Origin of the sequence: Pseudomonas sp. DTU12.1, assembly GCF_009873475.1 — a bacterium.
Taxonomy (GTDB): Bacteria; Pseudomonadota; Gammaproteobacteria; order Pseudomonadales; family Pseudomonadaceae; genus Aquipseudomonas; species Aquipseudomonas proteolytica.
In genome coordinates this window covers 3,313,974-3,327,287 of the sequence record NZ_CP045254.1, presented here as the reverse complement: position 1 = coordinate 3,327,287, position 13,314 = coordinate 3,313,974, and the positions used below count along the sequence as shown (strand labels likewise).

General features: G+C 60.6%; 11 protein-coding genes. 4 read left to right on the top strand and 7 right to left on the bottom strand.

The window, feature by feature from the left end; translation table 11 throughout:
* From GDV60_RS14340 to gloB, 6 genes are all read right to left on the bottom strand, one after another.
* Complete coding sequence (locus GDV60_RS14340) at positions 1-1,020, bottom strand: ABC transporter permease (protein ID WP_029291368.1); 1,020 nt, start codon at positions 1,018-1,020, stop codon at positions 1-3.
* A gap of 1 nt (position 1,021) precedes the next feature.
* Positions 1,022-2,095, bottom strand: a complete 1,074-nt coding sequence (locus tag GDV60_RS14335) for a microcin C ABC transporter permease YejB (protein ID WP_029291370.1) — start codon at positions 2,093-2,095, stop codon at positions 1,022-1,024.
* A gap of 1 nt (position 2,096) precedes the next feature.
* Positions 2,097-3,935: an extracellular solute-binding protein gene (locus GDV60_RS14330; RefSeq protein WP_092236988.1), complete on the bottom strand. Its 1,839-nt coding sequence runs from the start codon at positions 3,933-3,935 to the stop codon at positions 2,097-2,099.
* Complete coding sequence (locus GDV60_RS14325) at positions 3,932-5,761, bottom strand: extracellular solute-binding protein (RefSeq protein WP_029291373.1); 1,830 nt, start codon at positions 5,759-5,761, stop codon at positions 3,932-3,934. Before GDV60_RS14325 ends, GDV60_RS14330 begins: the two co-directional genes overlap by 4 nt.
* Positions 5,762-5,951: 190 nt before the next feature.
* The gene (locus GDV60_RS14320) at positions 5,952-7,364 is read right to left on the bottom strand and encodes a lytic transglycosylase domain-containing protein (RefSeq protein WP_029291374.1); all 1,413 of its coding nucleotides are present in this window, start codon (positions 7,362-7,364) and stop codon (positions 5,952-5,954) included.
* Positions 7,365-7,462: 98 nt separating this feature from the next.
* Positions 7,463-8,230: a hydroxyacylglutathione hydrolase gene (gloB, locus tag GDV60_RS14315; RefSeq protein WP_029291376.1), complete on the bottom strand. Its 768-nt coding sequence runs from the start codon at positions 8,228-8,230 to the stop codon at positions 7,463-7,465.
* A 65-nt stretch (positions 8,231-8,295) separates the two neighbouring features.
* Between gloB and GDV60_RS14310 the strand changes: the two genes are divergently transcribed.
* Complete coding sequence (locus tag GDV60_RS14310) at positions 8,296-9,054, top strand: class I SAM-dependent methyltransferase (protein ID WP_159907792.1); 759 nt, start codon at positions 8,296-8,298, stop codon at positions 9,052-9,054.
* 83 nt (positions 9,055-9,137) lie between these two features.
* Positions 9,138-9,590: a ribonuclease HI gene (rnhA, locus tag GDV60_RS14305; protein WP_029291380.1), complete on the top strand. Its 453-nt coding sequence runs from the start codon at positions 9,138-9,140 to the stop codon at positions 9,588-9,590.
* A 30-nt stretch (positions 9,591-9,620) separates the two neighbouring features.
* On the opposite strand, the gene GDV60_RS14300 is transcribed toward rnhA, so the two are convergent.
* Positions 9,621-9,926, bottom strand: a complete 306-nt coding sequence (locus tag GDV60_RS14300; RefSeq protein WP_070994263.1) for a DUF2388 domain-containing protein — start codon at positions 9,924-9,926, stop codon at positions 9,621-9,623.
* 200 nt (positions 9,927-10,126) lie between these two features.
* Here GDV60_RS14300 and dnaQ point away from each other — a divergent pair, with 200 nt between their 5' ends.
* Together dnaQ and GDV60_RS14290 are read left to right on the top strand one after the other, a co-directional pair.
* Complete coding sequence (gene dnaQ, locus GDV60_RS14295; RefSeq protein WP_166647897.1) at positions 10,127-10,867, top strand: DNA polymerase III subunit epsilon; 741 nt, start codon at positions 10,127-10,129, stop codon at positions 10,865-10,867.
* Between the two features lie 184 nt (positions 10,868-11,051).
* Positions 11,052-13,307, top strand: coding sequence for an Orn/Lys/Arg decarboxylase N-terminal domain-containing protein (locus GDV60_RS14290; RefSeq protein ID WP_159907789.1), 2,256 nt, complete (start codon positions 11,052-11,054; stop codon positions 13,305-13,307).
* The last annotated feature ends 7 nt before the right edge of the window (positions 13,308-13,314 follow it).

Below are 13,314 nucleotides of genomic sequence, written 5' to 3'. Positions count from 1 at the left end.
TCATTTCCTCGGGTCGAAGGCATCGCGAGCGGACTCGCCGATAAACACCAGCAAACTCAACATAATCGCCAGCACCGCAAAGGCGCTGATGCCCAGCCACGGTGCCTGCAGATTGGATTTGCCCTGGGCTACCAACTCGCCCAGGGACGGCGAGCCGGCGGGCAGGCCGAAGCCCAGGAAGTCCAGGGCGGTCAGGGTGCCAATCGCGCCGGTGAGGATGAACGGCATAAACGTCATGGTCGAGACCATGGCGTTGGGCAGGATATGGCGGAACATGATCGCCCCGTTCTGCATGCCCAGGGCCCGTGCGGCGCGTACGTATTCCAGGTTGCGTCCGCGCAGGAACTCGGCGCGCACCACGTCCACCAGGCTCATCCACGAGAACAGCAGCATGATCCCCAGCAGCCACCAGAAATTGGGCTGGACGAAGCTGGCCAGGATGATCAGCAGGTACAGCACCGGCAAACCGGACCAGATTTCCAGGAAGCGCTGGCCGGCCAGGTCGACCCAGCCGCCATAGAAACCCTGCAAGGCGCCGGCCGCCACGCCGATGATCGAGCTCAATACGGTGAGGGTCAGGGCAAACAGCACCGAAACCCGAAAGCCATAGATTACCCGCGCCAGCACATCGCGCCCCTGGTCATCGGTGCCCAGCAGGTTATCGGCCGACGGCGGTGCCGGTGCCGGGACTTTCAGGTCGTAGTTGATGCTCTGGTAGCTGTAGGGGATCGGCGCCCAGAGCGTCCAGGCATCCTTGGCCTTGAGCAGTTCGCGGATATACGGGCTTTTGTAGTTGGCTTCCAGGGGGAATTCGCCGCCGAAGGTGGTTTCTGGGTAGCGCTTGAGCGCCGGGAAGTACCAGTCGCCGTCGTAATGCACCGCCAGCGGTTTGTCGTTGGCGATCAACTCGGCGCCCAGGCTCAGGCCAAACAGGATCAGGAATAGCCACAGCGACCACCAGCCGCGTTTGTTGGCCTTGAAACGTTCGAAGCGGCGGCGATTGAGGGGGGATAGGTTCATCTCAATGCTCCCGGCTTTCGAAGTCGATGCGTGGGTCGACCAGGGTGTAGGTCAAATCACCAATCAGTTTCACCACCAGGCCCAGCAGGGTGAAGATAAACAGGGTGCCGAACACCACCGGGTAATCGCGGTTGATCGCCGCCTCGAAGCTCATCAGCCCCAGGCCGTCGAGGGAGAAGATCACTTCCACCAGCAACGAGCCGGTAAAGAAGATCCCGATAAACGCCGAAGGGAAGCCTGCGATCACCAGCAACATGGCGTTGCGGAATACGTGGCCGTAGAGCACGCGGTGATTGGTCAGGCCCTTGGCCTTGGCGGTGATCACGTACTGCTTGTTGATCTCGTCGAGAAAACTGTTTTTGGTCAGCAATGTCATGGTGGCGAAGTTACCGATCACCAGGGCCGTGACCGGCAGCGCCAGGTGCCAGAAGTAGTCGAGGACCTTGCCGCCCCAGCTCAGTTCGTCAAAGTTGTTGGACGTCAGCCCGCGCAAGGGGAACCAGTCGAAATAACTGCCGCCGGCAAACACCACGATCAACAGGATGGCAAACAGGAACGCCGGGATTGCATAACCGACGATGATTGCCGAACTGGTCCACACGTCAAAGTGGCTGCCATGCCGGGTGGCCTTGGCGATCCCCAGGGGGATCGAGACCAGGTACATGATCAGGGTGCTCCATAACCCGAGGGAGATGGACACCGGCATCTTCTCCTTGATCAGGTCAATGACCTTGGCATCGCGAAAGAAGCTGTCGCCAAAATCCAGCTGGGCGTAGTTCTTGACCATGATCCACAAGCGTTCCGGCGCCGACTTGTCGAAGCCGTACATTTTCTCGATTTCCTTGATCAGCGTCGGGTCCAGGCCCTGGGCCCCGCGGTAGCTGGAACCTGCCACCGAAACTTCGGCGCCGCCACCGGCGATACGGCTGGTGGCGCCTTCAAAGCCTTCGAGCTTGGCGATCATTTGCTCCACCGGGCCGCCGGGCGCGGCCTGGATGATGACAAAGTTGATCAGCAAAATGCCGAACAGCGTCGGGATGATCAGCAGCAACCTGCGAAAAATATAAGCCAGCATGTCAGTCGCCTCCGCTCGCCGGGTCGGCGCTGGTGTCTGTGGGCGGTGTCATTGCCGGTGGCGTGTTGGGTTTGATCCACCAGGTATTGATACCCACGTCATAGCGCGGCGGGACTTCGGGGTGACCAAGGTGATTCCAGTAGGCCACGCGGTAGGTCTTGATATGCCAGTTGGGGATCACGTAGTAGCCAAACTGCAAGACCCGGTCCAGGGCCTTGGCGTGGGCCACCAGGCTGTTGCGTGAGTCGGCGTTGATCAACTGTTCCACCAGTTCGTCGATGGCCGGGTCCTTGAGGCCGATGTAATTGCGGCTGCCGGGGTTGTCGGCACTGCTCGATTGCCAGAATTCACGCTGCTCGTTACCGGGTGACGAGGACTGCGGGAAACTGCCGACCATCATGTCGAAATCCCGCGAGCGTACGCGGTTGACGTACTGTGAAACGTCGACCCGGCGGATCACCAGTTCAATACCCAGGTCCGCCAGGTTGCGCTTGAAGGGCAGGAGGATGCGCTCGAAGTCGGTCTGGAACAGCATGAATTCGATGCTCGCCGGTTTGCCATTGGTGTCGACCATCTTGTCGTCGACGATGCGCCAGCCGGCCTCCTGCAGCAGTTGGTAGGCTTCGCGCTGCTGGCTGCGGATCATGCCGCTGGCATCGGTTTTCGGCGGGGCGAAGGCTTCGGTGAACGCTTGGGGCGGAATGCGGCCGCGCAGCGGTTCGAGAATCGCCAGTTCGGCGGGGCCGGGCAGGCCGGTGGCGGCCATGTCCGAGTTTTCGAAATAACTGCGGGTGCGGGTGTAGGCACCGTTGAACAGTTGCTTGTTGCTCCATTCAAAGTCCAGCAACAGGCTGATGGCCTTGCGTACCCGCACGTCCTGGAACATCGGTTTGCGGATATTGAACACAAAGCCCTGCATCCCGGTGGGGTTGCCGTTGGGCAGTTCTTCCTTGATCAGTCGCCCCTCGGCGACGGCCGGGACGTTGTAGGCATTGGCCCAGTTCTTCGCCGTGGTTTCCTGCCAATAGTCGAATTGCCCGGCCTTGAGTGCTTCCAGGGCCACCGTGCTGTCCCGGTAGTAATCGCTGATGCGGTAATCGAAGTTGTACAGGCCCTTGTTGATCGGCAGGTCCTTGGCCCAGTAATCCTTGACCCGCTCGTAGCGGATCGAACGCCCCGGTTTGACCTCGGCCACCTTGTACGGGCCGCTGCCCAGGGGGATCTCCAGGCTGCTCTTGGCAAAATCGCGGCCGGCCCACCAATGCTTGGGCAACACGGGCAATTGGCCGAGGATCAGTGGCAGTTCGCGGTTGCTGGTGTGTTTGAACTTGAACAGCACCCGCAGCGGGTCTTCGGCCACCACTTCGGCGACATCGGCGTAGTAGGTACGGTAGATGGGGCTGCCTTGCTTGATCAGGGTGTCAAAGGTGAACACCACATCCTCGGCATGCACCGGATGGCCATCGTGGAAGCGCGCTTCGGGCCGCAGGTAAAAGCGTACCCAGCTGTTATCCGGGGCTTTTTCGATTTTGCCGGCGATCAGGCCGTACTCGGTGATGGGTTCGTCCAGGCCTTGCTGGGCCAGCGTGTCGAAGACCAGGGAGATGTTATCCGCCGGCACGCCCTTGCTGATAAACGGATTGAGGCTGTCGAAGCTGCCCATGGCCGACTCGCGGAAGGTGCCACCTTTGGGCGCGTCGGGATTGACGTAGTCGACGTGCTTGAAATTGGCCGGGTACTTGGGCGGTTCGTCATACAAGGTCAAGGCATGTTGGGGAGCGGCGACAGCCTGGGTGCACAACAACAGGCCACTGATAATCGCAGTACGCAAAGCCATCATTGGGGTTTCTCCGATGCTTTCAGCCACCACGCGCTCAGGCCCAGGCTGTAGGGCGGCGTGGTCACGAAGGCGAACCGGTTACGGTACGCCAGGCGATGATAGTTGAGATACCAATTGGGAATACTGTAGTGCTGCCACAGCAGGACCCGATCCAGGGCCCGGCCGGCGGCGATTTGTTGGTCGCGGGTCTGCGCGGCGAGCAACTGCTCCAGCAGGTGGTCGACCACCGGGTTGGCGATGCCCGCGTAATTCTTGCTGCCCTTGATCCCGGCCTGGCTGGAGTGGAAGTACTGCCACTGCTCAAGGCCGGGGCTGAGGGTCTGGTTGAGCGTCATCAGGATCATGTCGAAGTCGAACTGGTCGAGGCGCTGCTTGTACTGCGCGCGATCCACGGTGCGCAAGCGCGCATCGATGCCGATGTAGCGCAGGTTCTCCACATAGGGCTGCAGGATCCGCTCCAGGTTCGGATTGACCAGCAGGATTTCGAAACGCAGCGGCTGCCCGTCGCTATTGAGCAGGCGCTGGCCGGACAGTTTCCAACCCCCTTCGGCCAGCAGGCCGAGGGCGCGGCGCATGGTTTCGCGGGGGATACCGCGGCCGTCGGTCTGCGGCAGGCTGAACGCCTGGGTAAACAGATTGGCCGGTAATTGTTCGCGGTAAGGCGAGAGCATCAGCCATTCATGGCCCACCGGCAGGCCGCTGGCGGAGAATTCGCTGTTGGGGTAATAGCTCAAGGTACGTTTATAGGCGCCGCTGAACAGCGTGCGGTTGGTCCACTCGAAGTCGAACATCAGCCCCAGTGCCTCGCGCACCTTGGCCTGGCTGAAGGTGGCGCGGCGGCTGTTCATGAACAGGCCCTGGCTTTGGGTCGGGATCTGGTGGGCAATCTGTGCCTTGATCACCTCGCCACGGTTGACCGCCGGGAAGTTGTAGCCATTGGCCCAGTTCTTGGCTTGGTGTTCGATGTAGATATCAAACTCGCCGGCTTTGAACGCTTCGAAGGCCACGTCGCTGTCACGGTAGAACTCCACCTCGACCTTGTCGTAGTTGTAGAACCCGCGATTGACCGGCAGGTCCTTGCCCCAATAGTCCTTGACCCGCTCGAACACCAATTGCCGGCCTGGCTGGACCTGGCTGATCCGATAGGGCCCGCTGCCCAGCGGCGGCTCGAAGGTGGTGGCCTTGAAGTCACGGTGCTTCCAGTAGTGCTGGGGCAGCACCGGCAGTTCGCCCAGGCGCAGGATCAACAGCGGGTTGCCGGCGCGCTTGAATACAAAACGAATGCGGTGTGGGTTGAGTACATCTACCCGGGCCACTTCCTGCAGGTTGGTGCGGTACTGCGGATGGCCTTCGGTCAGCAATGTGCGGTAGGAAAACGCCACATCGTCGGCGGTGATGGGCTTGCCGTCATGAAACCGCGCTTGCGGGCGCAGGTTGAACACCACCCAGCTGCGGTCTTCGCTGTACTCCACCGATTGCGCAATCAGGCCATAGCTGGACGTGGGCTCGTCGCCGGAAGGGGCGTATTGGCCGGTGCCGACCATCAACGGCTCGTTGAGCTCATTGACGCCGTATTGCAGGAAATTGGCGGTGGAAACCGGGCTTGAGCCCTTGAAGGTGTAAGGGTTGAGGGTGTCAAACGTGCCAAACGCCATGACCCGCAAGGTACCGCCCTTGGGCGCTGCGGGGTTTACCCAATCGAAGTGGGTGAATTTGGCCGGGTACTTGAGCGTACCGAACTGCGCATAACCGTGGTTCTCGGTAATGGTCGCGTTCGCGGAAAAGCTCAAGGCCAGACTTATTAGTAGAAGGAGGGAACGCTTCAAGTCAGAGATCCGATCCGGGCGGCTTGGGCTTTATGATCGGTACAGTAACAGCTTGTTCCACTTGGAAAAAGACTGTTGAAAATGACGAAAATCAATGTGGGAGCGGGCTTGCTCGCGAAAGCGGTGCGTCAGGCGAAAAATGTATCACCTGATGCACCGCTTTCGCGAGCAAGCCCGCTCCCACAAGGGGTCAGCGTGGCCCGGAAACCACCAGCATCTGCCCCGGCTTCAGCGCCTGGCCAGTGCGTGGGTTCCAGCGCTTGAGATGTTGCATCTCAACGTTGAAGCGCTTGGCAACCATGTAAAGCGAGTCACCTTTCTTGACCTTGTACTGCACCGGCTTCTTGCCGCCAGCCTTGGCCACGACTTTGCGGGTGTCCTGCATCACCAGGGTCTGGCCGACTTTCAAGGCCTGGCCATTGAGCTTGTTCCAGCGCTGCAGGTCATGCACATCGACCTTGTTGGCCTTGGCAATCAGCGTCAGGTTGTCGCCGCTCTTGACCTTGTAGCTGCGCGAACGCCCGGCCACGGCCTTGTGCTCGACTTCGTCAAACACCGGTTTTTTCGGGCGCAGGCTCAACAGTTCCTCGGGGTTCATCGAGGACAGGCTGCTGGCCAGCAATTGCGCCTTGGAAGTGGGCACCAGCAAATGCTGGGGGCCGTCCAGGGTGGTGCGTTGCTTGAAGGCCGGGTTGAGCTGGAACAGTTCGTCTTCGTCGATCTCGGCCAGCGCGGCGACCCGGGACAGGTCCATGCTTTGCTTGACTTCAACCATTTCGAAGTACGGCGTGTTGGCAATCGGGTTCAGGTTGACGCCGTAGGCCTCGGGGGCCAGCACCACCTGGGACAGCGCCAGGAACTTAGGCACGTAGTCCTTGGTTTCCTGGGGCAGCGGCAGGTTCCAGTAGTCGGTGGGCAGGCCAAGCTTCTCGTTGCGCTCGATGGCCCGGCTGACCGTGCCTTCGCCCGCGTTGTAGGCTGCCAGGGCCAGCAACCAGTCGCCGTTGAACATGTCATGCAGACGTGTCAGATAGTCCAGGGCAGCAGTGGTGGAGGCGGTGATGTCGCGGCGGCCATCGTAGGCGCGGGTCTGGCGCAGGTTGAAGTAGCGCCCGGTGGAGGGAATGAACTGCCACAGGCCGACCGCATCGCTGCGTGAATAGGCCATTGGGTTGTAGGCACTTTCAATCACTGGCAGCAGCGCCAGCTCCAGGGGCATGTTGCGTTCTTCAAGGCGTTCTACGATGTAATGAATATAGAGACTGCCGCGTTCGCCGGCGTTCTCCAGGAACGATGGGTTGCTGGCGAACCACAGGCGCTGTTGCTCGATACGCGGGTTGACGCCGACACCGTCCTGCAGTTGGAACCCCTGGCGCATGCGTTCCCAGACATCCTGGGGTACTTGCGGGCTTGGCTTCTCTGAGAGCCAAAGGGGTTTTTGCTTGATCTTGGCAGCAAATACGGGTTTGGGTTGCACGGTGGATTGTGCAGCGAAATTATTGGTTTGGCAGCCCGCCAGAGTTGCGGATACGGCCACCGCAATGGCTTGAGCCAGGCGGGTCAATGCGTCTGAATGGTTGGATTTACGAATAGATGACGACATTGGCTGGAAGTTAGTTCCGGGCAAAAATGTCGGGCGATTCTAGAAAGCGCTTTGGTTCCGGTCAACCATTCAGAAATTTCGTACCAGAACCTCTCTGCTTAGAACGTATCTTTCCAAGCGCGCAAGCTAGCAAACACCTCGCTCCCAGAGCGGTTGTCGCGGCCATTCCGCTCGTCCGCTTTTTGTTTAACGGATGTTTCAGCGGTGCGCAGAAAAGGGTTAGTCAACTTTTCCAGGGCCAAGGTCGAAGGTAATGTCATCTTGCCGCCTGCCCGCAGCTCGCTGACCTTTGCCACTCGTTCGGCTATATCGGCGTTATCTGGCTCCACTGCCTGGGCAAAGCGCAGGTTGCTTTGTGTGTATTCGTGGGTGCAGTAGACCAGCGTGTCGGCGGGCAGGGCGGCCAGGCGTTCCAGGGAGTGGTACATCTGCTCTGGCGTGCCCTCGAACAAACGCCCGCAACCGGCGGCGAACAGGGTGTCGCCGCAGAACAGCAAGCCATGATGATAAAAAGCTATATGTCCCAGGGTATGTCCGGGCACGGCCAACACCTGGAGGTTCCAGCCCAGTACCTCGATACGGTCGTTATCGTGGAGCGCGACGTCACGGGCCGGGATCTTTTCGTTGGCCGGGCCATAGACCGTGGCGCCCGAGGCCTGCTTGAGTTGCTCCACACCGCCGACGTGGTCTGGGTGATGATGGGTCACCAGGATGTCGCTGAGGGTCCAGCCGGGGTGCTGCGCAAGCCACGCCAGTACGGGCGCGGCATCACCGGGGTCAACCACCGCGCAGCGATGGCTGCGATGATCTTGTAACAACCAGATGTAGTTATCGGTGAAGGCGGGCAGGGCACTGATCTGTATCATTCTTCTATTCGCCAAGCTGAACACATTGGTGCATCTTAGAACGTCTTGGCGAGTTGGAGAATGCAATGACTGATAAAGCGTTCGCCCAGGCCGATCCTGAGTGGCTGGCCTTGATCAGCGCAGCCCGTGAGTGGCTGTCCGGGCCGATCGGGCAATTTCTGCTGGAACAAGAGCGGCTTATGCTCGAAGAAGAGCTGGAACGCTTCTTTGGCGGTTACTTGGTGCACTACGGCCCTTCGGCCCAGACCCCACCGCCCGCACCCCAGGTGCAGCGCAATGTGCGCCTGGGTGCGCCGTTGCCGGGGGTCGAGATTGTCTGTGAAGAGCAGGCATGGCCTTTGAGCGAGCATGCCGCCGATGTGGTGGTGATGCAGCATGGCCTGGATTTCTGCCTGTCGCCCCATGGTTTGTTGCGTGAAGCGGCCAGCGCCGTGCGCCCAGGCGGGCATTTATTGATCGTTGGCATCAACCCCTGGAGTTCGTGGGGCCTGCGGCACGTCTTTGCCCATGATGCGCTGCGTCAGGCCCGCTGCATCTCGCCCTCGCGGGTCAGCGACTGGTTGAACCTGCTGGGCTTCGCGCTGGAGAAACGCCGCTTCGGGTGCTATCGTCCGCCGCTTGCCTCGCCCAAATGGCAGGGCCGCCTGGCTGGCTGCGAGCGCCGGGCCGGTGCATGGCAGTTGTCCGGTGGCGGTTTCTACCTGTTGGTAGCCCGCAAGATCGTGGTCGGGCTGCGGCCGGTGAGCCAGGTGAGGCGCGAGCCCATGGGTAAACTGGTGCCGATGCCCCTGGCCAAGGTCAACCGTCGCTCCAGCGAGCCATAAATCATTTTTTGGAATTCAGGTCGCCATGTTCGACCTCGGGAACTGCCGGTCGATTGCCGGTAACCCGCTTTGATGGATAGCGTATGACCGATAGCGTAGAACTCTTTACCGACGGCGCCTGCAAGGGCAACCCTGGTCCCGGGGGCTGGGGCGCCTTGCTGGTGTGCAAGGGGGTGGAGAAGGAGTTGTGGGGCGGCGAAGCCAACACCACCAATAACCGCATGGAGCTGATGGGCGCGATTCGCGGCCTCGAAGAGCTCAAGCGCCGTTGCGATGTATTACTGGTGACGGACTCGCAATACGTCATGAAGGGCATCAACGAGTGGATGGTCAACTGGAAAAAGCGCGGCTGGAAAACCGCCGCCAAGGAGCCGGTGAAGAACGCTGACCTGTGGCAGTTGCTGGATGAGCAGTGCAACCGCCACAACATCACCTGGAAATGGGTGCGCGGGCACATCGGCCACCCCGGCAACGAGCGCGCAGACCAGTTGGCCAATCGTGGCGTGGATGAAGTTCGCGGGTACAAACAGAGCTGAAGCTCCCCATCGCCTCGCCGGGGCTGGAAGTTACAGCGCCAGCATTGCGCAGGCGAGTTGCTCGTCTGTCTCGCGCAACGCCGGCAAAGTGCGGCGGATATGCAGCAATGCAGACTCCAGCCGCGCACCGCGTATTTCACCCCCGCTTGCGACGTAAGCCGCCGCATCGTCCTTTGCCGCCAATACGATTTTGTCATCCTTGAAACTGCTGCTGGTGCCCTTGGTGGCACTCATCGACAGGCTGACCAGGGCATCCGTGGTCATCACAAAGCTGGTGGCCTGGGCATTGGCGGCACTGATCAGGCACAGGGCGAGCAGGTAGTTTGGTGTGGACATGGGTAGTTTTTACGCATAGTAAAGAGCGGCGCAGGCTACCAAAGGGCGTGATGGCAAACTGCGCAAGCTTTGCTAAACCTTGTTAAAAACTGTTGGGCGGCGGGGCATGGCGCTCCGCTATGGGACGCGTCGGGTATAGAGCGTGTTAATATCCCGCACCTTGAAATACACACACCGTTGAGAGCTGAACCCTGATGGCCATCCGATCTGTTGTACTCGATACCGAAACCACCGGCATGCCGGTGACCGATGGCCACCGGATCATTGAAATCGGCTGTGTCGAACTGATGGGCCGTCGCCTCACGGGTCGCCATTTCCACGTGTACCTGCAACCGGACCGGGAAAGTGACGAAGGCGCCATTGGCGTCCACGGCATCACCAACGAATTCCTGGTCGGCAAGCCGCGCTTTGCGGAAGTTGCCGATGAGTTTTTCGAGTTCATCAACGGCGCGCAGTTGATCATCCACAACGCGGCGTTCGACGTTGGCTTCATCAACAACGAATTCGCCCTGATGGGCCAGACGGATCGGGCGGACATCACCCGTCACTGCTCGATCCTCGATACCCTGATGATGGCCCGCGAGCGCCATCCGGGCCAGCGCAACAGCCTCGACGCCTTGTGCAAGCGCTATGGCGTCGACAACTCAGGCCGTGAACTTCACGGCGCCTTGCTCGACTCCGAGATTCTGGCGGACGTCTACCTGACCATGACCGGTGGGCAGACCAGCCTGTCCCTGGCCGGCAACGCCTCCGATGGCAACGGCTCGGCAGAAGGCTCGGGCAACCGGCCTTCGGAAATCCGCCGCCTGCCGGCTGACCGTAAGCCCACCGCCATCATCCGCGCCAGCGAGCAGGACATGGCCGAGCACGCGGCACGCCTGGAGGCGATCGCCAAATCGGCGGGTGCGCCGGCGTTGTGGACCCAACTGACCCAGCAATAATCGCGGTCAAAACTGTGGGGCTTGCCCGCGATTGCGGTGTGACAGTCAGCGCATTCGTTACTGACCCACCGCCATCGCGGGCAAGCCCACACACGCCCATTCCTACATTACTTATTATCTTCATTCGCCACATTCGCTCCCAGCTTCTACCCTGAGTACATCGCCCTCAGGACGCCAAGCCCTCATGTACAAAGACCTGAAGTTCCCCATCCTGATCGTGCATCGCGACATCAAGGCCGACACCGTCGCCGGTGATCGGGTCCGGGGGATCGCCCGGGAGTTGGAGCAAGAGGGTTTCAGCATCTTTTCCGCCATGGATTACGCCGAGGGCCGCTTGGTGGCCTCGACCCACCATGGCCTGGCGTGCATGCTGATCGCCGCCGAAGGCGCCGGGGAAAATACCCATTTGCTGCAGAACATGGTGGAACTGATCCGCCTGGCGCGCCTGCGTGCACCCAACCTGCCGATCTTTGCCCTGGGCGAGCAAGTCACCCTGGAAAACGCCCCGGCCGATGCCATGAGCGAGCTCAACCAACTGCGCGGCATTCTTTACCTGTTCGAAGACACCGTACCGTTCCTTGCCAGGCAGGTGGCCCGCGCGGCGCGTACCTATCTCGATGGCCTGTTGCCGCCTTTCTTCAAGGCCCTGGTGCAACACACTGCCGACTCCAATTATTCCTGGCATACCCCCGGTCACGGCGGCGGCGTTGCCTATCGTAAAAGCCCGGTGGGGCAGGCGTTTCATCAGTTTTTCGGGGAAAACACCCTGCGCTCGGACTTGTCGGTGTCAGTGCCGGAGCTGGGTTCGCTGCTGGATCACACCGGCCCCTTGGCTGAAGCCGAAGCCCGCGCGGCGCGTAACTTTGGCGCCGACCATACCTTTTTTGTGATCAACGGCACCTCCACGGCCAACAAGATCGTCTGGCACTCTATGGTCGGGCGCGATGACCTAGTGCTGGTGGACCGCAACTGCCACAAGTCGGTATTGCACTCGATCATCATGACTGGGGCGATCCCACTGTACTTGTGCCCGGAGCGCAATGAACTGGGGATCATCGGCCCCATCCCACTGACTGAGTTCAGCCGCGAATCGATTCGCGCCAAGATCGAGGCCAGCCCGTTGACCCGTGGCCGCGAACCCAAGGTCAAGTTGGCCGTGGTGACCAACTCGACCTATGACGGGTTGTGTTACAACGCCGAACTGATCAAGCAGCAATTGGGCAACAGTGTCGAAGTGCTGCACTTCGACGAGGCCTGGTACGCCTACGCGGCCTTCCACGAGTTTTTCGCCGGGCGCTATGGCATGGGGACCTCGCGTACGCCCGACAGCCCGCTGGTATTCACCACGCACTCGACCCACAAGCTGCTGGCCGCGTTCAGCCAGGCCTCGATGATCCATGTCCAGGACGGCGGCGCTCGGCAGCTGGATCGTGATCGCTTCAATGAGGCGTTCATGATGCACATCTCCACCTCGCCGCAGTACAGCATCATCGCCTCGCTGGACGTGGCGTCGGCCATGATGGAAGGGCCCGCTGGGCGTTCGTTGCTTCAGGAAATGTTCGATGAGGCCTTGAGCTTTCGCCGCGCCCTGGCCAATCTGCGCCAGCATATCGCCGCCGACGATTGGTGGTTTTCCATCTGGCAACCGCCTTCGGTGGCAGGTATCGACCGGGTGGCGACGGCTGACTGGTTGCTGCAGCCCGAGGCCGACTGGCATGGTTTCGGCGATATTGCCGAGGACTATGTATTGCTCGACCCGATCAAGGTCACCCTGGTCATGCCCGGCCTGACCGCGGGTGGCGCGTTGAGCGATTGCGGAATTCCGGCGGCGGTGGTCAGCAAATTCCTCTGGGAACGTGGCCTGGTGGTGGAAAAAACCGGGCTGTATTCGTTCCTGGTGCTGTTCTCCATGGGCATTACCAAAGGCAAGTGGAGTACCCTGCTCACCGAATTGTTGGAGTTCAAGCGCAGTTACGACGCCAATACCAGCCTGGCCAGTTGCCTGCCGTCGGTGTTCCAGCAAGGCCCGGCGCGCTACCAGGGCATGGGTTTGCAGGACTTGTGCGACCAGTTGCACGGCTGCTATCGCAGCAACGCCACGGCCAAACACCTCAAACGCATGTACACGGTGCTGCCGGAGATTGCCATGAAACCGGCCGATGCCTATGACCAGTTGGTGCGCGGCGAAGTCGAGGCGGTGTCCATCGACGCCTTGCCAGGGCGTATCGCTGCCGTGATGCTGGTGCCTTATCCGCCCGGCATTCCGCTGATTATGCCGGGGGAGCGCTTTACCGAATCGACGCGCTCGATCATCGACTACCTGGCCTTCGCCCGGGAGTTTGATAGCAGTTTCCCTGGGTTTGTCGCCGATGTGCATGGCTTACAACACGAAGACGACGGCAACGGTCGTTGTTACACCGTCGATTGCATCAAGTGTTAAGGATGGT

Coding starts and splice junctions, on each gene's coding strand:
- GDV60_RS14340 (WP_029291368.1), bottom strand. CDS start 1,020: ATGAACCTATCCCCCCTCAATCGCCGCCGCTTCGAACGTTTCAAGGCC.
- GDV60_RS14335 (WP_029291370.1), bottom strand. CDS start 2,095: ATGCTGGCTTATATTTTTCGCAGGTTGCTGCTGATCATCCCGACGCTG.
- GDV60_RS14330 (WP_092236988.1), bottom strand. CDS start 3,935: ATGATGGCTTTGCGTACTGCGATTATCAGTGGCCTGTTGTTGTGCACC.
- GDV60_RS14320 (WP_029291374.1), bottom strand. CDS start 7,364: ATGTCGTCATCTATTCGTAAATCCAACCATTCAGACGCATTGACCCGC.
- gloB (WP_029291376.1), bottom strand. CDS start 8,230: ATGATACAGATCAGTGCCCTGCCCGCCTTCACCGATAACTACATCTGG.
- GDV60_RS14310 (WP_159907792.1), top strand. CDS start 8,296: ATGACTGATAAAGCGTTCGCCCAGGCCGATCCTGAGTGGCTGGCCTTG.
- rnhA (WP_029291380.1), top strand. CDS start 9,138: ATGACCGATAGCGTAGAACTCTTTACCGACGGCGCCTGCAAGGGCAAC.
- GDV60_RS14300 (WP_070994263.1), bottom strand. CDS start 9,926: ATGTCCACACCAAACTACCTGCTCGCCCTGTGCCTGATCAGTGCCGCC.
- GDV60_RS14290 (WP_159907789.1), top strand. CDS start 11,052: ATGTACAAAGACCTGAAGTTCCCCATCCTGATCGTGCATCGCGACATC.